Source organism: Stenotrophomonas sp. X (assembly GCF_055721025.1).
The window spans coordinates 1617690-1641478 of the sequence record NZ_CM146756.1 but is presented as its reverse complement, the minus strand read 5'-3'; the positions used below and the strand labels follow the sequence as shown (position 1 = coordinate 1641478).

General features: G+C 65.9%; 15 protein-coding genes, 1 tRNA gene and 1 pseudogene. 8 read left to right on the top strand and 9 right to left on the bottom strand.

Annotation, left to right across the window (positions count from 1 at the left end):
* Positions 1 to 67 precede the first annotated feature (67 nt).
* Both ACZ75I_RS07555 and ACZ75I_RS07550 read left to right on the top strand, forming a co-directional pair.
* On the top strand, positions 68 to 769 hold the full coding sequence (locus tag ACZ75I_RS07555) for a pirin family protein (RefSeq protein WP_061480138.1): 702 nt from the start codon (positions 68 to 70) through the stop codon (positions 767 to 769).
* Between the two features lie 169 nt (positions 770 to 938).
* Positions 939 to 2078, top strand: coding sequence for an MFS transporter (locus ACZ75I_RS07550; RefSeq protein WP_151354883.1), 1140 nt, complete (start codon positions 939 to 941; stop codon positions 2076 to 2078).
* Between the two features lie 81 nt (positions 2079 to 2159).
* Here the strand turns inward: ACZ75I_RS07550 and ACZ75I_RS07545 are convergent, their stop codons facing one another.
* Positions 2160 to 3278: an alpha/beta hydrolase gene (locus ACZ75I_RS07545; RefSeq protein WP_005416104.1), complete on the bottom strand. Its 1119-nt coding sequence runs from the start codon at positions 3276 to 3278 to the stop codon at positions 2160 to 2162.
* A 182-nt stretch (positions 3279 to 3460) separates the two neighbouring features.
* Here ACZ75I_RS07545 and ACZ75I_RS07540 point away from each other — a divergent pair, with 182 nt between their 5' ends.
* The 4 genes from ACZ75I_RS07540 (at position 3461) to ACZ75I_RS07525 (ending at position 10341) form a co-directional block, all read left to right on the top strand.
* Positions 3461 to 4807, top strand: coding sequence for a c-type cytochrome (locus tag ACZ75I_RS07540; RefSeq protein WP_472959049.1), 1347 nt, complete (start codon positions 3461 to 3463; stop codon positions 4805 to 4807).
* Complete coding sequence (locus tag ACZ75I_RS07535; RefSeq protein WP_472958895.1) at positions 4804 to 5730, top strand: c-type cytochrome; 927 nt, start codon at positions 4804 to 4806, stop codon at positions 5728 to 5730. Before ACZ75I_RS07540 ends, ACZ75I_RS07535 begins: the two co-directional genes overlap by 4 nt.
* A gap of 115 nt (positions 5731 to 5845) precedes the next feature.
* Positions 5846 to 8224 carry a TonB-dependent receptor domain-containing protein gene (locus ACZ75I_RS07530; RefSeq protein WP_180871040.1) on the top strand — a complete coding sequence of 793 codons (2379 nt, stop codon included), beginning with the start codon at positions 5846 to 5848 and terminating at the stop codon, positions 8222 to 8224.
* An 8-nt stretch (positions 8225 to 8232) separates the two neighbouring features.
* On the top strand, positions 8233 to 10341 hold the full coding sequence (locus ACZ75I_RS07525) for a phosphocholine-specific phospholipase C (protein WP_472958894.1): 2109 nt from the start codon (positions 8233 to 8235) through the stop codon (positions 10339 to 10341).
* Positions 10342 to 10450: 109 nt separating this feature from the next.
* On the opposite strand, the gene ACZ75I_RS07520 is transcribed toward ACZ75I_RS07525, so the two are convergent.
* The 4 genes from ACZ75I_RS07520 to ACZ75I_RS07505 form a co-directional block, all read right to left on the bottom strand.
* Positions 10451 to 12046, bottom strand: a complete 1596-nt coding sequence (locus ACZ75I_RS07520; RefSeq protein ID WP_180871038.1) for an alkaline phosphatase D family protein — start codon at positions 12044 to 12046, stop codon at positions 10451 to 10453.
* A 10-nt stretch (positions 12047 to 12056) separates the two neighbouring features.
* Entirely contained in the window at positions 12057 to 14990 is a 2934-nt protein-coding gene (locus ACZ75I_RS07515) for a TonB-dependent receptor (protein WP_061480146.1), read from the bottom strand.
* Positions 14991 to 15130: 140 nt separating this feature from the next.
* The gene (locus tag ACZ75I_RS07510; protein ID WP_472958893.1) at positions 15131 to 16153 is read right to left on the bottom strand and encodes a FecR family protein; all 1023 of its coding nucleotides are present in this window, start codon (positions 16151 to 16153) and stop codon (positions 15131 to 15133) included.
* A complete protein-coding gene (locus tag ACZ75I_RS07505; RefSeq protein WP_072166673.1) occupies positions 16150 to 16665 on the bottom strand; it encodes an RNA polymerase sigma factor in 516 nt (171 codons plus the stop codon). The genes ACZ75I_RS07510 and ACZ75I_RS07505 overlap by 4 nt, the downstream gene beginning before the upstream one ends.
* 327 nt (positions 16666 to 16992) lie before the next feature.
* On the opposite strand from ACZ75I_RS07505, the pseudogene aceE reads away from it, so the two are divergent.
* Positions 16993 to 17290: pseudogene (gene aceE, locus ACZ75I_RS07500) on the top strand (pyruvate dehydrogenase (acetyl-transferring), homodimeric type); the annotation flags it as partial.
* Positions 17291 to 17358: 68 nt separating this feature from the next.
* Here the strand turns inward: aceE and ACZ75I_RS07495 are convergent.
* Positions 17359 to 17841 (bottom strand): LuxR family transcriptional regulator, encoded by a 483-nt coding sequence (locus ACZ75I_RS07495; protein ID WP_472958892.1) that lies wholly within the window; start codon positions 17839 to 17841, stop codon positions 17359 to 17361.
* A gap of 223 nt (positions 17842 to 18064) precedes the next feature.
* Between ACZ75I_RS07495 and ACZ75I_RS07490 the strand changes: the two genes are divergently transcribed.
* A complete protein-coding gene (locus ACZ75I_RS07490; RefSeq protein ID WP_472958891.1) occupies positions 18065 to 20395 on the top strand; it encodes a TonB-dependent receptor in 2331 nt (776 codons plus the stop codon).
* A gap of 119 nt (positions 20396 to 20514) precedes the next feature.
* On the opposite strand, the gene ACZ75I_RS07485 is transcribed toward ACZ75I_RS07490, so the two are convergent.
* The 3 genes from ACZ75I_RS07485 to alaS all read right to left on the bottom strand — a co-directional run bounded on the left by ACZ75I_RS07485 (position 20515) and on the right by alaS (position 23685).
* A tRNA-Ser gene (locus tag ACZ75I_RS07485) sits at positions 20515 to 20607 on the bottom strand.
* A gap of 78 nt (positions 20608 to 20685) precedes the next feature.
* Positions 20686 to 20889, bottom strand: coding sequence for a carbon storage regulator CsrA (csrA, locus tag ACZ75I_RS07480; protein WP_004152909.1), 204 nt, complete (start codon positions 20887 to 20889; stop codon positions 20686 to 20688).
* 147 nt (positions 20890 to 21036) lie between these two features.
* Entirely contained in the window at positions 21037 to 23685 is a 2649-nt protein-coding gene (alaS, locus tag ACZ75I_RS07475; RefSeq protein WP_472958889.1) for an alanine--tRNA ligase, read from the bottom strand.
* Positions 23686 to 23789 lie beyond the last annotated feature (104 nt).

Sequence of the window (23789 nt, the reverse complement as noted above, 5' to 3'; positions counted from 1 at the left end):
ACGGGGAAACACAGCGGTCACTGGCCCACCCCGCCCCATCGAAACCATCGAACAAGGAGATTCCCTCATGCTGCAGATCCGCAAGAGCGCTACCCGTGGCCTGGCCGAGCATGGCTGGCTGTCCTCGCGCCATACCTTCTCCTTCGCCAACTACTACGACCCCCGTTACGTCAGCTTCGGCCCGTTGCGGGTGATCAACGAAGACAAGGTGATCGGCGGCCAGGGCTTCGGCACCCACGGCCACAGCAACATGGAAATCATCTCCTACGTGCTGGGCGGTGCACTGGAACACAAGGACTCGATGGGCACCGGTTCGGTGCTGCGCTACGGCGACGTGCAGCGCATGAGCGCCGGGAGCGGCGTCACCCACAGCGAGTTCAACCACTCGGCCGACGAGACCGTGCACTTCCTGCAGATCTGGATCTTCCCGGACACCGAGAACATCGTGCCGTCGTACGAAGAGACCCACTTCTCGCCGGACAGCAAGCGCGGCCAGCTGCGCCTGATCGCTTCGCCGGACGGCGCCGACGGTTCGCTGCGCATCCACCAGGATGCCCGCATCTTCGCCACCATTCTTGATGGCGGCCAGAAGCTGCATCACGCCCTCGGCAACGGTCGTGGCGCCTATGTGCAGGTGGCGCGTGGCCAGCTGCAGGTCAACGGCATCACCCTGGAAGCCGGTGATGCGCTGCAGGTCAGTGACGAAGCCCAGCTGACCCTGGAAAACGGCAACGACGCCGAAGTGCTGGTGTTCGACCTGCCGCTGTAAACACGCCCTGTCCTGAAGACGTGGCCCGGCGATGCGGAAAGGCATCGCCGGGCCCGCTGCGCCTGATGGACGGCCCGCAATCGTATTCGGCCTTCGGTGACCCGAATGCCCCTTGCCCGATGCGACTGGAAACGCTTTCATGGCAGTGTTTATCCGGATCCGCTCTCGCATGACGCCTTCATCTCCGCGTGCCCAGCAGCACGCCACCCGTGCCGCCTTCTTCATTCCTGGATTCGCCACCGCCGCGTGGGCGCCGATGGTGCCTTACGCCAAGGCCAAGGCCGGGCTGACCGACGCCAGCCTCGGCGCCGTGCTGCTGTGCCTCGGGCTCGGCTCGCTGCTGGCGATGCCGCTGGCAGGTGCACTGACGGGGCGGTTGGGTTGCCGCCGGGTGATGGTGATCACCTGCGCGATGATGCTGTGCGCCCTGCCCTTGCTGGTGCTGGCACCCTCGCCGGTGTCGCTGGGCGCGGCGCTGTTCGTGTTCGGTGCCGGCGTCGGTGCACTGGATTGTGCGATGAACATGCAGGCGGTGGCGGTCGAGCGCGATGCCGGGCGCGCGATGATGTCCGGCTTCCACGCCTTCTACAGCATCGGTGGATTCGTCGGTGCTGGCTGCATGACCGGGCTGCTGATCCTCGGCACGCCGCTGTGGCTGGCCGCGCTGGTTTCGGTGGTGGCACTGCTGCTGGTTGCGATGCTGTCGGCGCCGCATTGGCGTCCGCAACGGATCCTGCACGAAGGCCCGCTGCTGGCACTGCCGCATGGCGTGGTGCTGTTCATCGGCGTACTGGCCTTCGTGGTGTTCCTCGCCGAAGGCTCGATGCTGGACTGGAGCGCCGTGTTCCTGGCCGAAGTGCGGCAGGTGCCGCGTGACCAGGCCGGCGCCGGCTTCGCGTTGTTCACCCTGGCGATGACGGCAATGCGCCTGTTCGGTGACGGCATCGTCGAGCACCTCGGCCGCACCCGCACCCTGGTCTTTGGCGGTATCACGGCCGCGGCAGGCTTCACCCTGGCCACACTGGTGCCCTCGTTTCCGGTGGCGCTGGCCGGCTACGTACTGGTCGGGCTGGGCTGCGCCAACATCGTGCCGGCGCTGTTCTCGATGGCAGGCCAGCAGCGGGTGATGCCGGAAAGCATCGCAATCACTGCCGTGACCACACTGGGTTACGCCGGCATCCTCGCTGGCCCGGCTGCGATCGGCGCCGTGGCGCACGCCACCAGCCTCGGCTTTGCCTTCCTGTGCGTCGCCGTACTGCTGCTGGGCGTAGCCGCCTCCGCCCGCTCACTGGCCCGACGCGTGGCCTGACAGAAAAAGGGAACGGAGGGGATTAAGTCGCATCTGCCCCGAGTGTGCTGCAAACGACTTAATCCCCTCCGTCCCCATTTTTCAGCCGTGTGCCAGCCATTCGGCCTGGGCCGGCAGCTGTGGGGCTGGGCACGCGCTCTGCGGGTGGTGCTCGTCGCGCGCCATCCAGTCATCGACCACGCCGGCCAGCAGGTCCAGCCGCAGCGGCAGGGTGATGTGGTCCTCTCCACGCATTTCGATGTAGTGCGCGCGCGGGTTGGCCTGCGCAAGCTGTCGGCCCTGGCTGACCGGAATGTGCTGGTCACCCTGACCGTGCAGCAGCAGCACGCAGGCGCGGGTATCGGCCAGCGCACGCGCGACGTCGACGCGGTCCAGATCGACATCGATACGGCGGCTGGCGGCGGCGATCACCTGGTTGATGTCCTGGCCCCCATAGCGCCAGCGTGCGTACGACGCCACCGCCTGCGCCTTCAGGCCCTCCGGCTGCAGTCCCATCAGGTGCGGGATCATCGTGCGGATCGCCGCACCGGCATTGGCGAACGATTCCATCGCCACCACACCGGCTACCTGGTCACCCAGCTTGTCGGCGGTGAACACCGCCGTGGCCGCACCATAGGACACACCGAACAGGTACAGCGGGCCGGTCACTTCGCCGCGCGCGCGCAGCTCGCCGATGACATCGACCACGTCATCCGATTCATAGGTGCCATAGCCGGACGGTCCTGCACCGGACTGGCCATGGTTGCGCAGGTCGAGCGTGACCACGCGGTAGCCGGACTCGGCCAGCTGCAGCGACCATGGCAGCATCGAATCACCATTCATCATCCACCCATGCAGCAGCACCACGGTGCCGCGTGGCGCCTGCGCGCGGAACGGCTGTGGCACGGCCAGACTCAGGCCGGTATCAAGAGGCAGGCCGTTCTCATGACGCTGCGGAAGGTAGTGGTACCGCGCGCCGTAGTCACCGGGGTCGAACACGCGCCAGAAGATCGGCACGCCATCGCGACCCGCTGCGAAGCCATGCCGGTTGGGCAGCCCGGCAATGGCCGCGGCGATGCGCGGGCGATCGAGCAGGGTCGACACGCCGCCTGGCGCGATCAGCCGGTCGGCAAGCGAGGTGGACGAGGCGTTGATCGAGGATGAGCATGCAGCCAGCCACAGGCCGGCGCACGCCAGCAACAACAGCAGCAGGCGCTTCATGGGCAATCGGGAAAGGATGCGACAGCGTGGCAGGTTAACGACGCGGGCGTGGGCCATCTATCGCGCGTGGATGACGGCTTGATGACAATGCGGGATCGATTCAGGTTGTCACAATGGCGCGATCGACCTCGGCATTGATCCGGATCAATGAATACGCCGGCATGCTTGCCCACAGTGCCCCCATGCGCACCTCGTTCAAGCTCGCCATTGCCCTGGCCGCCACGCTGGCCGCCGCCTATGGCATCGCCCGCAGCACGCCCTACTGGTTCGCACCTCGGCAGGCCGCGCAGGTCGACATCCACGACCCGGCGCTGATCGCACAGGGGCAGTACCTGTCGCGCGCCGCCGACTGTGCGGCCTGCCACACCGCGCCGGGCGGCAAGCCGTTCGCCGGTGGCCTCGGCATGCAGACGCCGATGGGGACGATCTACTCGACCAACATCACCCCCGATCCGGAAACCGGCATCGGCGCCTACGACTATGCCGACTTTGAACGCGCGGTACGTCGCGGCATCCGTCACGATGGCCAGCCGTTGTATCCGGCAATGCCGTACGCCTCGTACGTGATTGCCCGCGACGCCGAGATCAAGGCGCTGTACGCCTATTTCATGGGCTCGGTGCAGCCGGTGAAGCAGGACAACGCCGACAGCACGATTCCATGGCCCGCCAATATGCGCTGGCCTCTGGCATGGTGGCAACTGCTGTTCGCACGCCCACGCAGCTTCAGCCCGGATCCGTCGCTGGACGCCGGCCAGCAGCGTGGTGCCGAACTGGTAGAAGGCCTGGCGCATTGCGGTGCCTGCCACACGCCACGCGGGCTGGCGTTCCAGGAAAAGGCGATGGCCGATGATGGCAGCCGCCAGTTCCTGTCCGGTTCGGTGCTGGAAGGCTGGTACGCGAAGAACCTGCGCAGCGAATCGACCGGCCTGGCCAGCTGGAGCGAAGGTGAGATCGTCGATTTCCTGCGCACTGGCCGCACCGAACGCTCTGCGGCTTTCGGTGGCATGGCCGACGTGGTCGAGCACAGCACGCAGTACCTGTCCGACGCGGACCTGCTGGCGATGGCGCGCTACCTGAAGCAGCTGCCCGCCCGCGAAGGACGCAGCGCACAGTGGTCGCCCGGCACCGACACCACCACCGCCGCACTGCGCAGCGGCGACTACCGCGTGGCCGGTTCGCTGGCCTATGCCGAGCACTGCCAGGCCTGCCACCGTGCCGACGGCCGCGGCATGCCTCGCGTCTATCCGGCCCTGGCCGGCAACTCGATCGTGTTCGCTGACGATCCCAGCTCGCTGGTGCAGGTGACCCTGATCGGCGGCCGCACGCCACAGACCCCGCACGACCGCATGGCCTTCACCATGCCAGGCTTCGAGCAGCTGCCGAATGCGCAGCTGGCACAGATCCTGACCTTCATCCGCAGCAGCTGGGGCAATCAGGCCAGCGCAGTGAGCGAGGTCGACGTGGCGCGCATGCGCCGGGTGGTGCGCGACAAGCCGGTGCACTACGTTCCGCAGGAGACCGCACAATGAAGCGTTCGCGCACGCGTTCCCGCCTGCTGATCGGCAGTGCGATCACCGTCGTGCTGCTGGCCGGCGCCGGTACCCTCGCTTACCGTCATCTGTACCCGGATCTGGATGCCGCCGTGACCGGCACGATCGATATCCTCGATGCACAGGGCAAGGTGGTCGGCCACTACCACGCGCCCAGCGCCGAAGAAATCGCCGGGCTCGGCAATGCCGAGTCGGTGATGCTCGGCCGCCGCCTCCTCAACGAGACCGCACGGCTGCTGCCGGACAATGTCGGCAACGATCTGAACTGCAACTCGTGCCATATGGCCGAGGGCAAGCGTCCCTTCGGAAACCACTACTTCAACACCGGTGGCGGCGCTTATCCGCGTTACATGCCGCGGCCTGGCAAGGTGATCGGGTTGACCGAACGCATCAATGGCTGCCTGCAGCGTTCGATGAACGGCAAGCCGCTGCCGAAAGACGCGCCACAGATGCGCGCGATGCTCGACTACATGGCGTGGCTAAACAGTGCAGTGCCGGACGGTGCAAAAGTCGCCGCGCCAAGCGAAGGGCCCATCGACAGCACGCTGGCCCCGGATCCGATCCGCGGCCAGGCGCTGTACGCCGCGCAGTGCGCTGCCTGCCACGGCGACAACGGCGAAGGCCGGCGCGACGCCAGTGGTGACATCGCCTTCCCGCCGCTATGGGGCGACCACAGCTTCAACATCGGCGCCGGCATGGCGCGCCTGTATAAGGCGGCCGGTTTCGTCAAGCACAACATGCCACCGGCAGTGACCCGCGAACCTCCGCTGGGGCAGCAGGTGATGCCCGACCAGGATGCGGTGGACATCGCCAGCTACTTCATCAACCAGCCGCGGCCGGACTTCGCCAACAAGGGCAAGGACTGGCCGCGCGACCCGAAACCCAAGGACGCGCGGTACTGATGCCGGCAGCAGGTGCCGGCCGTCGCACAACACGATTCCTGCATCGCCACGTCATGCCGATGTCATTGGCACTGCCGACACTCCGGGGCTTCCCTCCCCTGAAGGTCCGGTCTCGATGCGAACGTCTGCGCGCTTTCCCCGTGTCTCGCTGCTTGCCCTGCTGATCGCCCCCGCACTGGACGCCCTGGCCGAAGCACCGCAGGTCGAGACGGCCGAAGCGCGCAGCAGCGATGCGCGAACCCTCGACCAGGTGCAGGTGATCGGGCAGGCCACCAGCTACGCCAAGACGTCGGTGCGCGCGGAAACGCTGAACCGGCAGACCGTGATGAGCAGCGTCAACGATGCACTCAACGAGGTGCCCGGCGTGGTGGTCAGCGAAGCCGATGCCACCGGTTCGTCGGTGTGGGGCACGCAGATCAGCATGCGCGGCTTCGTCACCAACCGCGATACGCAGCAGATCGGCACTACCATCGACGGCCTGCCCAACGGCGGTTCCGGTTACGGCGGCGGCTCGCTGGCCAACCGCTACATCGACACCCTCGACCTGGAAACGGTGGAAGTCAGCCAGGGCACTGCCGATATCTCCTCGCGCTCGAACGAGGCCCTGGGCGGCACCCTCAATTTCCTCACCAGCGATCCGCTGCAGGACAGCCGCCTGCGCTTCGTGGTCGGCGCCGGTGACAACGAGGCGCGCAAGTACTACGTGCGCTACGACACCGGCCTGCTCGGCGGCCACACCCGCGCCTGGGTCAGCGCCTCCTCGTCGAAGGTGCACGACTGGATCGACGGCACCGGGCACGCCAGCAACGACCACATCGCCGGCAAGTTCATCACCGAACTGGACCGCTGGACGCTGACCGGCTACCTGTCCTACAACGATGCGGACGAGCCGGAATACACCAGCGTCTCACCGAGGGGTTTCGCCACCAATCCTGATCGTGACAACCTGGTCGGCACCCTCACCGGCATTCCCTACCTGGACCAGAACTACCGTTCCGGCTCGCGTGCGCTGCGCGAGAACACCTTCGGCTACCTGCGCGCGGCCTTCGACGGTGGCAACGGCTTCAAGGCCTCGGTGGCGGCTTACGGGCACCGCATGGAAGGTCGTGGCGACTGGCTGCCACCTTACCTGGCACAGGTCAGCGACGATGGTGCCGGCCGCCCCGAATCGGAGTACATCGGTGGAAAGACCGTGTACGGCGGCAGCAACCGTGGCCAGATCTTCTTCGTCAATCCCGACGGCAGCGCCGCGCAGCGCCTGGCCAACTGCACACCGCGGCTGGGTTTCACTGCCGAATATGATCCGAACTGCTACGCCGGCAACGTGCTGGGCGCGCAGTCGTATCGCCACACGCACTACGACAACGACCGCATGGGCGTGACCGCCGACGTCGAGTGGCGGCAGACCTTCGGCACGGTCGACAACACGATCCGTGGCGGCCTGTGGGTGGAGAAGCTGGACCGATCGGCACGCCGCGACTGGCATCGCCTGCTCAACGTCGGCCAGGATATCGCCTTCGACCATCAACCGTACTGGGTACAGTTCGAGGACAAGTACAAGGTTGACGAGCAGATGTACTACGTCGAGGACGTGGCGAGGTTCGGGCCGTTCAGCGCACGCCTGGGCGTGAAGCAGTTCTTCGTCGACCAGTCGCGCCGCCGCGTGATCGGTGCCAGCGAGCACGTCAGATCCGATTCCAGGTCCGACCCGCTGCTGTCCACCGGCTTGACCTGGGCGCCGGGCGTGGAAGGCATGGAGCTGTTCGCCGGCTTCTCGCAGAACTTCGCCGCGATTCCTTCCGGCGTGCTCGGCGAGACCGACCCACAGCGCTTCCGCAACGTCGAGCCGGAGACCGCTGACAACATTGAAGTGGGCATGCGCATCAGCCGCTGGCCGCTGACCGCCTCGGTCACGCTGTACAACATCAAGTTCGACAACCGCATCGTCTACCTGCCGGCCGGCTTCGTCAGCGGCATTGACTACCTGGGCGAGACCGACGGTGTCTACGAGAACTTCGGCGGCGTGGAAAGCAACGGCCTGGAAGCGGCGTTCGGCTATGGCTGGGACAACGGCTGGCGCCTCAACGCCGCCTATACCTACAACCGCTCCAAGTACCTGGGCAGTGGCGATGCCGCGCGTGATACCCAGCTGGGCATCGTCGACGGCGCCAAGGTGATCGGCCAGCCCGAACAGACCCTCGTCCTGTCGGCAGACTGGCAGGGTGAGAACTGGAACTTCGGCCTGTCCGGCCGTTACCTGGGCACGCGCTATCTCGACGCCGCCAACGTCAACAAGCTGCCGTCGGCCACCGTGTTCAACGCCAACATCGGCTTCGACCTGCAGGGCCTGTCGCCGCGCCTGAAGGGCATGGGCGCCAACCTGGTGGTGAGCAACCTCACCGATAAGCGGTATCTTGCCGGGGTGGACGGCCGCGACAATGCCTTCATCGGCGCTCCGCGCACCGTCGGGATCTCTTTCCGCGTGGACCTGTGAGTGAGCCCGTGACCGATATCGGCCGACGCCGGTTGTTGCAGGCCGGCGTTGCCGCCGGCCTTTCTCCACTGCTGCCCAGCATCGCCCGGGCCGCAGCGATCGCCCCCGCCGCGCAGACGCGCAGCCTGGAAGACCTGCAGCACATCGTGGTGTTCATGCAGGAGAACCGTTCGTTCGACCACTACTTCGGCACGCTGCCGGGCGTACGTGGCTTCGGTGATCGGTTCGTCGCCCCGGCCGCCGCGCTGCAAGCAGGTGGCCGCGTCCGCAGCCTGTGGCTGCAGCCCGATGCCAGCGGCAAGCGCGCGATCGCGCCGTTCCCGCTGGATACCGCCGCGCACTTCGGCTACATGCGCGTGGAAGGCACGCCGCATACCTGGCCCGATGCGCAGCGCGCCTGGGACCAAGGTCGCATGGGGCAATGGCCGAAGGCCAAGCAGAACCACTCGATGGGCTACTTCCAGCGCAGCGACCTACCGTTCCAGTTCGCGCTGGCCGATGCCTTCACGATCTGCGATGCCTACCACTGCGCAATGCAGGCCGGCACCAACCCGAACCGGGTGTTCCTGTGGACCGGCCACAACGATCCGCAGGCCCACGCTGGTGGCCCGGTGATCGCCAACTCGCACGACAATTTCCCTGAACAGGGTGGGCACCCGGCGTCGTACCGCTGGACCAGCTATGTCGAGCGCCTGCAGAGGGGCGGCGTGTCCTGGCAGATCTACCAGGACATGGCCGACAACTTCACCGACAACCCGCTGGCGGGTTTCGAGGCCTTCCGTCAGGCCCACCGCGCGGCGCCAGGGCATGACCCGCAGCTGCGCGCGCGCGGGGTCAGCACGCGGGGCCTGACGCAGCTGCGCCAGGACGTCATTGACGGGCGCCTGCCGCAGGTCAGCTTCATCATCGCCGACGCGGCCGGCAGCGAACATCCCGGCCCGTCCAGCCCGGCACAGGGCGCGGCCTATACCGCACGCGTGCTGGATGCGCTGACCGCCGATCCGGACGTGTGGAGCCGCACCGCCCTGCTGCTGATGTTCGACGAGAACGATGGCTTCTTCGACCACATGCCGCCCCCTGCCCCGCCTTCGCCGGTGGACGGTGGCTGGGCGGGTGTGTCCTCGGTCAGCACCGAAGGCGAGTACCACCGGCACCCGGCACCGGGTGCCGAAAAGTACGATCTCGCCGAACTGCGCGGGCGCCCGTACGGTCTGGGACCGCGCGTGCCCCTGTACGTGATCTCGCCGTGGAGTCGCGGCGGCTGGGTCGATTCGCAGGTGTACGACCACACCTCGGTCATACGGCTGATCGAGCGCCGCTTTGGCGTGGCCGCACCGGACATCTCGCCGTGGCGCCGCGCGGTCTGCGGCGACCTCAGCACTGCGTTCGACTTTGCCCAGCGCGATACCCGCCCGTTCGTCCGCGGCCTGCCCGACGTGAGTGCGGTTGCCGCACGCGCCGCTGCCTTGCCGGGACGCACCGTGCCCACGCTGCCAGAGGGGCTGAAACCAGCGAAACAGGAAAGCGGTGTACGCCCGGCGCGCGCCCTACCCTATCGTCCGCAGGCATCGATTGCCGCAGTCGATGCCTCGGGTGTGGATCTGACGCTGTCCTGCGAAGGCGCGGCGGCCGTGCTGCATGTCTACGATCGGCTGCGGCTGGATGCGGTACCACGCCGCTACACGCTGCTGCCAGGTACGCCACTGCGCGAGCGCTGGCCGCTGGACGCCCAGGGCCGCTATGACCTTTGGCTGCTTGGTCCGAACGGCTTCCACCGCCACTTCCAGGGTGCGGTCAAGGCGCCTGCCGTGCAGGCTTCGATCGAGCGCGCGGACGGCCAGCTACGGCTGCACCTGCGCAATCTGCACAACAGCGCGCAGAATGTGCGGGTGCAGGCCGGCGCCTATGCCGGGCACATGCCGGAGCAGGCGCTGGTGCTGCCGGCGCATGCTGAGGCCACGGTGGCGTGGGACGCGGCGCCCACCGCAGGGTGGTACGACCTGCGCATCGGTGCGGGCGACAGTGCACTGCGACTGGCCGGCCGCGCCGAGGATGGGCGCCCCGGCACCAGTGACCCGGCAATGGGCAGCGAGCCATTGCGGTTCGAGCACGATTGAGGAGCCCTCTGTAGAGCCGAGCCCACGCTCGGCTACTTCTCGCCCTGGTCGCATTGCACCGAAAAAGCAGCCGAGCGTGGGCTCGGCTCTACAGCGCAGACCGGTAGATTCAGGCCTCCTGCAGCCCCGGCCGGCCGTGCTCCACCGCATAGCGCTTCCAGCTCTGCAGCGCGCCATTCGGCTGCATTACGGTATCCAGCGTCTTCATGTCGCCGATCCAAGCATCGCGGGTGACATCGCACAGCACGTAGCCACGCTTGTCGGTGGTCGCCTTCAGGTAGGGACTGTGCGCAAGCTGGTTCATGGCATACGCGTCAACGCCCTGGCCATCGGCCCCCGACGTGATCGAAGTGGCAAGGAACTCGCTGGAGATCACGCCCGAGTCACGGTGGTCCTGCACCAGATCACTCGCATAGTGGCGATGCGCGTCGCCGCAGGCAGTCACTACGTTGCCGAAGCCCACCTTCTGGATGTGGTCAAGCAGGCGCCGGCGGCTGTCCAGATAGCCTGACCACTGGTCGTCGGACGATTGCACCACGCCGTCCTTCTCGCGCATGTAGTTGCCCAGCGCCACCTGGTGGGCGATCGTGTGCCAGCGCGGTGCAGCATCGGCCAAGCCGTCGAACAGCCAGCGCTCCTGCTTCGCCCCCACAATGCTGCGCTCCGTCGATTCCACCTCCTCACGCAACGCCATGTTCACCTGCTTGCTGCGGTACTGACGGGTATCGAGCAGGTGCAGGTCCATCAGCGTGCCGTAGCGTGCGCGCCGGTACATCTGCATGTGGCCATCGCGCGGGAATGCCGAGCGGCGCAGTGGCATGTTCTCGTAGTAGGCCTGGAACGCCTGTGCGCGACGCAGCAGGAACACTTCGCTGGGCGTGTCATCCTGGTCTTCGGCACCGGCCCAGTTGTTGTCCACTTCATGGTCGTCAAAAGTGACGAACCACGGTGCCGCCGCATGCGCGGCCTGCAGGTCGGGATCGCTCTTGTACTGGGCGTAGCGGCGGCGGTAATCATCCAGCGTGTAGATCTGCGGGCCGACGTGGTTGCGCAGGTTGGTGAACGGCTGGCCGTTCATCTTCCGCAGGCCCGGCTGGCTTTCGCCTTCGTAGATGTAGTCACCGTAGTGGAAGACGAAATCCAGCGGTTCGTCGGCGATGCGCCGCCACGCGGTGTAGTGGCCTTCTTCGTAGTGCTGGCAACCGGCCACCGCAAAGCGCACACGATCCACTGCGGCCGTGGCTGCGGGCAGCGTGCGGGTACAACCGACCGCACTGGCGTGGCCGCCTACGGTGAAGCGGTACCAGTAGGGCCGTCCGGGCGCCAACCCGTCCAGCTCCACGTGCACGGCGTGGCCGAGTTCGGGATGCGCCATTGCCGAACCCTGGCGCACCACCTTGCGCATGCCATCGTCTGCTGCCAGTTGCCATTCGACCGCCATCGGCCGGGTCGGCATGCCACCGCCGAACACCAGCGGTTCGGTCGCCAGGCGCGTCCACAGCACCACGCCATCGGCCGAGGGATCACCCGAGGCCACGCCCAGGGTGAAGGGTGTGCTGGCAAAGCGCGGCTTGGCCAGCAGGTTGCGCGGGTTCAGCGCGGTGGCATCGGCCTGCGCGGCCAGTGCGTGCGCCGTGCCCATCCAGGCCCCGGCGGCCGACAAGCCGGCCAAGGCCAGGAATCGCCTGCGATTGATCGTCTCCACGGGTGAACCCTCAGTTGTAGATGATGTGGAAATAGAAGAAGCGGCCGTAGTCGTCGATCTCGGTTCGGAAACGCCCGTTCGGACCGGTGCTGTAGGTTGGCTGGGTGTTGAACAGGTTCTTGGCCTCGTACTTCAGCGTTACGTGCTTGCCGACCTTGTGGCTGAAAGCCATGTTGAACGTCATGTATGGGTCGTAGTACGAATCCAGCCATTCGGTGTCACCGAAGTCGACCAGCATCCGGCTGCGGTAGGTTCCGGACAGGCGCAGTTGCGAGCTCTTCCACGGCATGCGCCAGATCACCGACCCATTGAGCGACCAGTCCGGCTGGTACAGCAGGCGGTCCAGGCGCCGCTCGGTGCCATCGGTGATGCGGTAGTTGGTCTGGCCTTCCAGACGCGTCGCGTTGAAGTACATGTCGAAGCGCTGGCGGCCCCACTGCAGATTGCGATTGGCCACCGCGAACTCAACGCCACGCAGCTTCGACTCGTCGGTGTTCATCGGCTGGGTGACCCGGTAGCGGGTGTCCCCCACGTTCTCGAACGTGGTCAGGGTGTAGATATCGTCCTTGATCACCTTGTCGAACAGCGCCACCGAGACCAGGCCATTGTTGCCGTTGAAATACAGGTCCCACGCCAGGTCGACGTTGGTGGAACGGCGCGGCTGCAGGTTGGCATTGCCCTGCTTGATGGTGCAGAAGCCCCTGCCCTCCTCGTCATCGCCACAGCTGGTGCTGGTGGCCTGGGCGATGTTGCTCGGCGTCGGCCGGCCCAGCGTACGGCTGGCGGAGAAGCGCAGGCGCTGGTCCTCGCTCAGCTTGAACGTCGCATTCAACGAAGGCAGCAGGTTGTTGTAGCCACCGCTCGTGTTGCGGAAGGCGGAGGTATACGTACTGCCGCCATCATCGCTGAACGGGCTGTAGGCATCGAAGCGGGTGTGGTCGTAACGCAGGCCGCCGATCAGCAGCAGCCGGTCCCAGGCGTAGTGAGCGGACACATAGGCATTGGTGATGTCCTCCACGTACTTGTAGTCGCTGGTGAAGTTGGCATTCGGATACGCCGCATTGTTGTTGCCCAGCTTCGGCAGCAGTTCCTCGTTCCACTTGCGGTTGTCGATCAGAGGGAAGCCCGGCACGCTGCCCAGCAGCGTCGACCCCGGGTACAGGTAGTCGTTGAGCGTGGCACTGCTCCTGAAGTAGTCGAAGTCGATGTCCTGCCAGATCTTCAGGTGGCGGTACTCGGCACCGGTGGCCAGGCCGAAGCCACGCGCATCGGCGTCGATGTTGTAGCTGAAGTCCGCGCGCAGGTTGTCGATGCTCTCCTTGGCATCGCGCGGGGAGACATAGGCCTGCGCCGGATTGAGCTTGAACGCGGAGCTGGTCAACAGGCTGGAATCAGAAACCGCTACCGCGTTTGGGAACCCGTGACTGTCATTCTCGTAGTCGACGAACAGATTGCTTGGATAGGCACGCACACCCCAGTAGACCTGGTTGTTGTGAAAGGTCTCTTCGGTGTGGCCACCACGCAGGGTCAGGCGCGAACGGTCGCCGACGTCCCAGTTGAAGCTGGCGATGGCGCCACGGTTGCTGCGGTCCCAGCGGTCGTGACGGTTCTTGATGTAGATGCTGTTGATCTGGGTGGTGCCGCTGTCCTCGGTCTGGTTGCGGATCGGAAACTTGGCGTTGCCATACAGATCCGTCTTGTTCATCGTCGAGTTCTCGTAGAACCGGTACGAGTACAGCAGCAGCGATGCGTAGAACGGATCATCCGAGGGCTTCCACTCAAGCTTGGCGGAGCCACCGAAGTTGGTGATGAAGTTGGTATAGGTGCCGGTACTGAAGTTGCCAGGCGCACGCAGGCCGTTCCAGCCCTTGGCCTCGTCCGGACCCGTGGTGCCGTCGGTGAGGTATTTTCCAGCGTCGTTGTAGTAGTAGTTCGACTCCACCCAGCGCTTGACGCTGTTGCGTGAACGCTGCTCATAGCGTGCCACCGCAACGATGCCGAATTCCTGGTCGGCGCCGAACTGGTTGGAGAACACCATCTTGGCGCTCTTGCCGAAATGGCCCAGGGTCTCGTGGTTGCCGCCGGCGCTGCGCTCGACGTTGGTCTCGGCAGTGGAATAGATGCCTGCCACATCGGCAAACACGTACCTGCCGGACCGGTCGAAGGCACTACGGCTGATGATGTCGATCACACCGCCGATCGCATCCGGTGCCTGCTCCGCACTGAAGCTCTTGTAGATGTCGGTTCGGGTACCGATGTCGCTGGGAATCAGCTGCAGGTTGTTCATGCGCTCCCCGGAGCCACTGCCCCCCACGCTGGCGATCGCGATGCCATCGATGGTGGTGTAGTTGAGGTTGGCCTGCACGCCGCGCACGGTCACGTAGCGTGGTTCGCCGGCATCCTCCACCGCACTCAGGCCTGGAGCGGCCATCAGGCTCTCGGCCAGGGTCTCGTCGCCGTAGCTGTCCATCTCGTCGTAGACCACCGAATCCTTGATCACCGGCGACGACTTCTTCTGGTCGATGACCTCATGCGCGGCAATCACCTTCACCGTGCCCAGGGTCGGCGCCAGCACCGCCCCGGCCTCGCGCGGCATCGGCGCGGCTGGCTTCGGCGCGTTGCGTGCGGGTGCCGGATCGATGGCGATGACATTGCCATCCACCACGGTGTAGCCCAGACCGGTACCCGCCAGCAGTGCGTCCAACGCCTGCTTGACGGTGGCGCCCCGCGGCACAGCCCCGGCCATGTGCGCTTCGCCGCTGCCCGAGTACAGGAACTGTACGCCGGAACTGCGCGACAACTGCTCAAGCGCACGTGCCAGCGGTTGCGCCGCGATCGCCGCCGACACGCGGGTTTCAAGGCCATCGGCAGTGGCCGCGGCCGCCATTGGCACACTGCAGGGAGACAGGGCGAGGATGATCGACAGGTAGAGCGTGTTACGCATCACGGGTCCTTGGAAGAGAAAAGGCTGCGAGGTCGCCGCGTGACTTGGCAGCGGCTTCTCCCAAGTAAGAGCCCGCATCCACCGAAGTGGAGAACGCGGATTCGATGAATTTTTTCTGACAGCTCACGACCGTGCGGGCCTCAGCGACTGCCGACCCGCACTGTGTCGCCTTCGCGCCTCACCACGAAGCGTGGGTCGCGTTCAAGGAAAGCCTGCAGCGCACCGATGCGATGCGCGTCGAGGCTGCCGGATAACCGTGCCGATGCCGCGCCTTCGTCCAGTACGCGCACCTGCACCTGGTTGTGCCGGTTGAAGGCAGCTGCCACCTCATCGAGCCGCTCATCGAGGAAGGACACTTTGCGCTGCTGCCAGTCCAGCAGCATCGACAGCGGCATGTCCACTGACTCGACGGCATGGCTTCGCGCGTCGACCTGCACCACCCGGCCCTGCTCCAGCTGGGCCAGGCGGCGGGCACCCGCGCCCTGGCTCCAGACCTCGACCTCGCCGGAGACCACGCCGATGCGGGTGCTCTGCAGCCGTCGCGATACATCGAATACAGTGCCGATATCCCGGATCTCCAGGCCGTTCACTTCCACCTCGAACGGACGGCGGTCGCGGGCGATGTCGAACGTGGCCTCCCCCTGCAGCAGCTCCACCCTTCGACTGAACCAGCTCATGCGTACCCGCAGTCGGCTGTCCGCGTTGAGCCGCACCTGGGTCTGGTCGGGCAGCACCAGGTCGCGGAGTTCACCATGCCCGGCACTGTAGAGCTGCTGGGTGGGCATCATCTGCGAAACCAGGCCCACGCCGAGCAGGGCAACACAGGCCGCGGCAGAGACCGTCCACCAGCGCACGCGACCGCGACGCAGCACGGCGCGGGGCGGCGCGTGCGCACGACCGAACAGCGGCACCACCTTGGCGGCGACCTGCTGCGGTGGCACCAGCGCCGCATCAGCCAACAGCGATTGCAGCGCCTCGCCCACCTGCCGGTGTAACGCGAGCGCGCGCATGTAGGCGCGAACATGCTCGGGCGAGCGCTTCATCCAGTCGAGGAACGCGACACGCCCGGCCTTGTCCAGCCCCCCCTCGCGATTGCACAGGAACCAGTGCGCCGCCTCACGTTCGATCGCGTCGTCAGGCCTGCGTGATGGATACCGATTCATGTGAGCTCCCTGGCGCCCAGCGCCTTCCTGCAGGCCTCCAGCCCCTTGCCGATATGCTTGCGCACCATGTGCACCGACACCTGCAGCTGCTGGCTGATTCCCGGGCAGTCCAGCCCGTCGCGGTAATGCAGCTCCATCACCCGGCGCGTGGTCGCCGGCAACCGCGCGATGGTGCTGCGGATATCGTTCCAGCGCTGCGCACGCTCGAATTCGCCCTCGATGTCTTCTTCGCTTTTCAGCACTTCGGCCAGCAGATCGACGTCCTCCAGCGGCGGTAGCGACGACCGCGCTCGTGCATGCTCGCGCGCCAGGTTGGCCGCCACGGTGAACAGGTAGGCTTCCGGGTTCTCGACCGCGTCGGCATCCTCGCCGGTGCTGCGCAGCAGCCGCAGGTAGACCTCCTGCGCCAGGTCTTCGGCATCCTCGCTGGCCGAACCGCGACGCAGGAAGAAGCCACGCAGCAGCCGGCGCCGCAGTTCGTAGCTCTTCTCCCAGATCCTCACGCTGTTCACGGCCGGCCAACCACCCCGAGGCTGGAAAGCCCAGCAGGGTGACGGCCATTGATGACAGGGGCGTTGCAGCAGACGAACGTACCAGGCATTCCCCGCCCGGCGCGTCGGCGCACGATACGGCGCGCTGCTGCAACTCTTGCTTGCCAGAAACCGAAGCCGGGCCTGCCTATCAAAGGCGCGAGGACGGGCCTAGGCTTGCCCCCTCGGTGGCTGCCGCGGCCGCCCTTCGCGTCCCGGCATTGCCGTGGCGACCCCGCTCCAGTGCTGTGCGCCCTGATGGTGTTGTCGCCTAGGCAGACGTCCGACCGGCGCCCTCCGGAGACAGTCATGAACCAATTTCTGATCCCCTTCGATACCGACCCGCTGGAAACGCGGGAGTGGCGTGAATCGCTGCAGGCGGTGATGCAGGCCGGTGGCCGGCCACGCGCGCACTACCTGATCGATCAGCTGAGCGGGCTGGACACCCAGCAGCACGACGACCTGCATACCCGCGCATGGACGGCCGGGCGACCTGGCCGTCGAGCGCCGCCTGAACGCGATGATCCGCTGGAACGTGATGGTCATGGTGCTGCGTGCTGGATGCAGGACGCCATGGGCAGGTATGGCATCGACACCGGCAAGCGCGACCCGGCCCCGGTGTAAGGCGGCGGTGTTCACCACGCCCGTTGTGCGGGCGTGGTGAACGCAGGATCGCTACGGCATGCGTTTGAACAGGTTGGTCTGCAGGATCGGCGTCCCGTCGTGAGCGTAGAACGCCTTGGTCTCGGTCATCGTCGCCTGGTCATCGGCCACGGTGTAGATACGGGTGGAGGCCGGCGTACCGTGGTCCACCAGCTGCATCACCAGGGTGTTCGGCGCCGGCAGCTTCAGGTTGGCCTTGTCCGCGCCATAGGTGCCGGACAAACGGCCCGGCGTACCGTCCAGCGCCAGCGTACCGTCGGACTTCATGGTATTGCCATCATGCAGGACGATATCCACGTGCGAGCTCCAGCGGCCACCACCGGCGTCCTTGAACTCCAGCACCACCCGCTTCGGACGCTGCGCCTCGGGCAGTGCCGAGGTCGCGGTGTCCAGCGACCAGCGCCCCAGCAGCGGCGACGGGGATGCTTCCACCGCCAGCGCCGACCCGGCCGGCAGCGAACACGCACACGACAACACAGCGGACAACAGCTTCATACGTTGCTCCGTTCCAGTGAAGAAGGTGCTGCGTGACGCGTTGTGGGGCGCAGCGCTTCGGATCGTGCACAGCATCGGGGCCCCGCACAAGGCAGGGCGCTGAACGCGCGGCAACCTCGTTCGCGCCTCCCGCGATTCAGGTCTGGCGGCAAGGCCTCATCACGTCCTTGTCGATACAAAGCGTTACGTTATAACATTTCACTCCTATTTCACGAGTCCTGCCATGCGTCGCCACCTGCTTGCTGCCGCCATCCTGCTCGCTGTCCACACCGCCCACGCTGCGGACGCGCCTGCCCTTCCCACCCTCCAGGTCCAGGCCTCCCCGCCCTCGCGCGTCGACAGCCGGGTCACCGTCGACAATCCACAGGCACAGAACCGTACCCTCGGAAGCCTGCTCGAACATGTCTCCGGCGTGCAGAGCAGCGCCTTCGGGCCGAACGCGGGCGCCCCGGTCATCCGCAGCCTCAGCGGCAACCGCGTGCAGATCCTGCAGGATGGCCAGTCCATTCTCGGCATGAACGCGATCAGCGGCGACATCAACATTCCGTTCGATCCACTGTTCGTGCGCAGCGTCATCGTCAACAAGTCCTCCGATACCGTGCGCTATGGCGGCAATGCGATCGGCGGCAGCGTGGAGATCGATTCGGGCCTCATCCCGCGCAGCATGGAAGACACGGAGCAGTCGATGGAGCTGGTCCTTCGCCAGGGCTTCAATGCCGCCGACGCGCAGGGCTTCCGCATGAACTTCAACAACCAGCGCAACCTCTCGACCAACCTGCAGGTCTCGCGTCAGCGCATCTCGCACTACGACATCCCGGGCAACAGCAAGGCCGCCGTCTGCAACACCCGCCTGTTCCCGCCGACCGGCGGCGTCAACTCGGCGCTGGCCGACAGCTGCCAGAAAGAGGCGCGCGTCCAGCAGATCTACAACAAGGCCTCGCAGCCCTACATCGACCAGTTCATGAGCGAAAATCCGGACTGGGCCGATGGTGACTTCTCGTTCTACACCAACCATCCGACCTCGGTCTGGCAGCGCCGCACCTACATCAATCCGGCCAACCCGGCCTACGTGCCCGGCACGCCGTCGTACGTGCAGAAGCAGATCAACAACGATGTCACGCCCGACTACCATCACCGGCTGGGCAACAGCTACGCACGCAACTCGCAGGTGGCCTTCGGCTCGACGCTGTTTTTCGACCGTGGCTACGTGGGTGTCAGCATCGATGCCAAGGACAGCGAATACGGCGTGCCGGGATTCTCGATGCAGAACCTGTCGTTCGGTTCGAACGATGCCGATGGCCTGCCGGTGGGCGTGGTGATCAAGCAGGAACGCTACGCGCTGGACGCCCTGCTGCGCGATCCGCTGCCGTGGTTCGAGCGCGCGGAGCTGCGAGTTTCCAGGCTGGACAACACGTCGGGCGAGCGCCTCGGTGCATCCAAGGCCAATGACTACGACTTCGAAAGCTCCCAGGCCGAGCTGCTTCTGAGCCATCAGCGCGTCGGTCCGCTCAGCGGCCTGCTCGGCTTCAGCCACCAGTCGCGCCAGGTCACCGGCAGCGGTTCACTGCGCTACCTGCCCGACGTCGACACCCGCAGCAACGCGGTGTTCCTGAAGGAGACGCTGGACTTCGGCTGGGCCAGTTTCGATGCAGGCGTGCGCCACGAGCGCGTTGACCATGACCTGCAACCAAGCCGCTTCAAGACAGCGCGCAATGCCGCCAACACGAAATTGCAGGACCGCGACTACCGGCTCAACAGCTACACCCTCGGATCGTATGTCGAGCTAGGCCCCTTGTTCGCCACCAAGGTGCGCTACGCATCCTCGCAGCGCGCACCGGAGATCAACGAGCTGTATGCCAGCAACGCACACTATTCGGTGATGACCCAGGAAGAAGGCAACCAGAACCTCAAGCCTGAGCGCGCGAAGAACCTGGAGCTGACCGGCCTGTTCCACATCGGCGGTTTCGAGCTGTCGGCCACCGCTTACCGGATGAAGTACGAAAACTATCTCTACCTCGGCCATTCCGGCCTGCAGACCGCCAACCGTCTGCCGCTCAAGTACTGGAAGCAGACCGACACCACGGTGAAGGGTTTCGAGATCGACGCATCTCAGGTGCTGGACTTGGGCCGGTATGGCACGTTGAACATCTCTGCCTTCGCCGATCTGGTGAAGAACAAGGCCGACCACCCCGATCCGCTGCGCGCCCACAACGATGGCGAGTATCTCCCGAACATGCCGACCAACCGCTACGGTGCCAACCTGCAATGGCAGCGCGAAGGTTGGAAGGCGCAGCTGTCGAGCACCTACTACGACACGCAGAAGTACCTCGGCCGCAACGTCAGCGAGGAAATCCCGCTGGACGCGTTCAACCTGGTTGATCTGCAGGTCAGCCGCGAACTGCCGGTGCGCAGCAGCTACATCGCCGGCATGGAAGTGTTCGTCAACGGCAGCAACCTGCTCAATGAGGAAGCGCGTCCACACAACTCGCCGCTGAAGTACATCGCGCCGCTGCCGGGGCGGGGCTTCCAGGTGGGTGTGACGCTAAAGCTCTGAGGAGAGCCTGATTCGGTCGCCATCAGCGATCAATGATCGCTGGATGGCACGCCGGGACCCTGCATCCGCGCAAAGAAAAACGCCTGCAGATCGAGGATCTGCAGGCGCTTCTTTGTATCTGGCGGAGTGAGAGGGATTCGAACCCTCGATAGAGCTTTTGACCCTATACTCCCTTAGCAGGGGAGCCCCTTCGGCCACTCGGGCATCACTCCGGGGTTTTCTCCGCGTCTGGTGCGTTGCACCTCAGCGGGGCGTGAATCATAACGTTAATCGAGTGCGAAGGTAAAGCGTTATTCGGCAGAATTTTCGCTACCGGTGCCACCGGCTTCATCACCACGCTGGATGCGCTGATAGATCTCTTCGCGATGCACAGCGACGTCCTTCGGCGCAGTGATGCCGATACGCACCTGGTTACCCTTGACGCCAAGCACGGTGACGCTCACCGAGTCTCCGATCATCAGGGTTTCGCCGACGCGGCGAGTCAGGATCAACATTTTTGTAAGTCTCCATGGAACCGTGTGGAAGGGTATCCCCCACCGGCTTGACGCTCCGTCAAGAAGCGCTACCACGACAAAGGGAAAAGATTCGCAATGGTACCGTCAGCCGTCCCGCTCCTACAAGGAGGGGGACGGCCAGGTTCATCACAGGCGGGGGCTGACCCATTCGACGACTGCAGCCAGCGCAGTGGCAAGGGCGGGCCCGTCCTCGCCACCACCCTGGGCGAGGTCCGGGCGTCCGCCGCCCTTGCCCCCGATCTGACCGGCGATATGGGACAACAGTTCCCCGGCCTTGACCTTGCCCATTGCGCTGCCGTTCACGCCTGCGACCAGGGCCGCCTTGCCGTCCTGGGCGCCGGCCAGCACGATCACCGCGTCGCCCAGCTGCTGCTTGAGGCGATCCATGGCGTCACGCAGGGCCTTGGCGTCGAAGCCCTCCAGGCGGGCAGCCAGCACCTTCACGCCAGCGACCTCGACGGCCTGGCCGGACAGGTCGGCCGTGGCACCCGCAGCAACCTTGGCCTTCACGGCCTCCAGTTCGCGCTCCAGCTGCTTCTGGCGCTGGCCGAGGGCACGGATCTTCTCGACCACGTCGGCGGCGCTGCCGCCGAGCAGCTCAGCGGCCTCGGCCAGGCGGGCCTCTTCGGCGTCCACGTAGTCCAGCGCGCCCTGGCCGGTCACGGCCTCAATGCGGCGCACGCCCGCGGAGACGCCGCTCTCGGAGGTGATCTTGAACAGGCCGATGTCGCCGGTACGGTTGACGTGGGTACCACCGCACAGCTCGGTGGAGTAGTCACCCATCTTCAGCACGCGCACGTGCTCGCCGTACTTCTCGCCGAACAGGGCCATCGCGCCGAAGTCCAGCGCTTCCTGCATGCCCATGGTGTGCACTTCGGCGGCGTTGTTGGCGCGCACCTGCTGGTTGACCTTGCGCTCGATCACCGCCAGTTCGTCGGCACTGATCGGCTGGAAGTGCGAGAAGTCGAAACGCAGGCGGTCCGGGGCGACCAGCGAGCCCTTCTGCTGCACGTGGGTGCCCAGCACTTCGCGCAGGGCGGCGTGCAGCAGGTGGGTGGCCGAATGGTTGAGGATGGTGGCGCCGCGGCGGTCGCCATCGACCTGGCCGGAGAGCACGTCGCCGACCTTCAGGCCGCCGTCGGACAGGGTGCCGACGTGGCCATGGAACTGGCCGGCGAACTTCTGGGTGTCTTCCACGACCATGCGCACGCCGTTGCCGGTCAGCACGCCGGTGTCGCCGACCTGGCCGCCGGACTCGGCGTAGAACGGGGTCTGGTTGGTGATGACGATGACTGCGTCACCCGCATCGGCCGACTGCACCGGACGACCGTCCTTGAGCAGGGCCAGCACGCTCAGGCCGTCGGCCTGCAGGCGGTCGTAGCCCAGGAACTGGGTCGGGCTGAGGGTCGCCACCAGTTCGGCTGGCAGGGTCACGCCGCCACCGAACTTGCCGGCCGCGCGCGCGGTCTCGCGCTGCTGCTCCATCGCGGCATCGAAGCCGGCGATGTCGACGGTCAGGTCGCGCTCGCGGGCGATGTCCTGGGTCAAGTCGAGCGGGAAGCCATAGGTGTCATACAGGCGGAAGGCGTCAACGCCCGGGATCACGCCATTGCTGGCCTTGCCGGCCACGTCTTCGAAGATCTTCATGCCGGCATCGAGGGTTTCGGCGAAACGCTCTTCCTCGGCCTGCAGCGCACGGATGACAGTGTCCACCGCCGCCGGCAGTTCCGGATAGGCCTCGCCCATCTGCTCGACCAGCGTCGGCACCAGCTTGCTGAAGAACGGCTGGCGCACGCCCAGCATCCAGCCGTGGCGCAGGGCGCGGCGGATGATACGGCGCAGCACGTAACCCCGGCCTTCGTTGGACGGCAGCACGCCGTCGACGATCAGGAACGAGCAGGCGCGGATGTGGTCGGCAATCACGCGCAGCGACTTGTTCTCCAGGTCGGCGGTGCCGGTCAGCTCGGAGGCCTTGCGGATCAGCGCCTGGAACAGGTCGATCTCGTAGTTGGTGTGCACGTGCTGCAGGATCGCAGCCAGGCGCTCCAGGCCCATGCCGGTATCCACGCACGGCGCCGGCAGCGGCACCAGGGTGCCGTCGGGCTGGCGGTCGAACTGCATGAACACCAGGTTCCAGATTTCGATGAAGCGGTCGCCGTCTTCATCCGGCGAACCCGGGGGGCCGCCGGCGATATGGTCGCCGTGGTCGTAGAAGATCTCGGTGCACGGACCACACGGACCGGTGTCGGCCATCTGCCAGAAGTTGTCCGAAGCGAACGGCGCACCCTTGTTGTCGCCGATGCGCACAATGCGCTCTTCCGGCACGCCGACCATGTCGCGCCACAGCGCATAGGCTTCGTCATCGGTCTGGTAGACGGTGACCAGCAGGCGTTCGGCCGGCAGCTTCCAGACCTGGGTCAGCAGTTCCCAGGCCCAGGCGATCGCGTCCTTCTTGAAGTAGTCGCCGAACGACCAGTTGCCCAGCATTTCGAAGAAGGTGTGGTGGCGTGCGGTGTAGCCGACCTGGTCGAGATCGTTGTGCTTGCCGCCCGCGCGCAGGCAGCGCTGCACGTCGGCCGCGCGCACGTAGCTACGCTTCTCCGCGCCGAGGAACACGTCCTTGAACTGCACCATGCCGGAGTTGGTGAACAGCAGGGTCGGATCATTGCCCGGCACCAGCGGCGCCGAGGGCACGATGGTGTGGCCTTTGCCCTTGAAGAATTCAAGGAAGTCGCTGCGGATCTGGGATGTCGTGAATTTGGCGGATGCGTTCATTGGGGGCTGGCAGTCTGCGGGCCGGCGGACCCGGACCACCGGCCGTGTTGGCCAGAGTCGCGAGGGACCGCCGAAAACCTAAAGGGTATCAGGCCCGGCGCCGC

Excerpts from the sequence above, each read along its gene's own strand:
- ACZ75I_RS07495 (WP_472958892.1), bottom strand. The coding sequence starts at position 17,841 with ATGAAGCTGTTGTCCGCTGTGTTGTCGTGTGCGTGTTCGCTGCCGGCC.
- ACZ75I_RS07535 (WP_472958895.1), top strand. The coding sequence starts at position 4,804 with ATGAAGCGTTCGCGCACGCGTTCCCGCCTGCTGATCGGCAGTGCGATC.
- ACZ75I_RS07550 (WP_151354883.1), top strand. The coding sequence starts at position 939 with ATGACGCCTTCATCTCCGCGTGCCCAGCAGCACGCCACCCGTGCCGCC.
- ACZ75I_RS07555 (WP_061480138.1), top strand. The coding sequence starts at position 68 with ATGCTGCAGATCCGCAAGAGCGCTACCCGTGGCCTGGCCGAGCATGGC.
- ACZ75I_RS07510 (WP_472958893.1), bottom strand. The coding sequence starts at position 16,153 with ATGAATCGGTATCCATCACGCAGGCCTGACGACGCGATCGAACGTGAG.
- ACZ75I_RS07545 (WP_005416104.1), bottom strand. The coding sequence starts at position 3,278 with ATGAAGCGCCTGCTGCTGTTGTTGCTGGCGTGCGCCGGCCTGTGGCTG.
- alaS (WP_472958889.1), bottom strand. The coding sequence starts at position 23,685 with ATGAACGCATCCGCCAAATTCACGACATCCCAGATCCGCAGCGACTTC.
- ACZ75I_RS07515 (WP_061480146.1), bottom strand. The coding sequence starts at position 14,990 with ATGCGTAACACGCTCTACCTGTCGATCATCCTCGCCCTGTCTCCCTGC.
- csrA (WP_004152909.1), bottom strand. The coding sequence starts at position 20,889 with ATGTTGATCCTGACTCGCCGCGTCGGCGAAACCCTGATGATCGGAGAC.
- ACZ75I_RS07490 (WP_472958891.1), top strand. The coding sequence starts at position 18,065 with ATGCGTCGCCACCTGCTTGCTGCCGCCATCCTGCTCGCTGTCCACACC.
- ACZ75I_RS07530 (WP_180871040.1), top strand. The coding sequence starts at position 5,846 with ATGCGAACGTCTGCGCGCTTTCCCCGTGTCTCGCTGCTTGCCCTGCTG.
- ACZ75I_RS07540 (WP_472959049.1), top strand. The coding sequence starts at position 3,461 with ATGCGCACCTCGTTCAAGCTCGCCATTGCCCTGGCCGCCACGCTGGCC.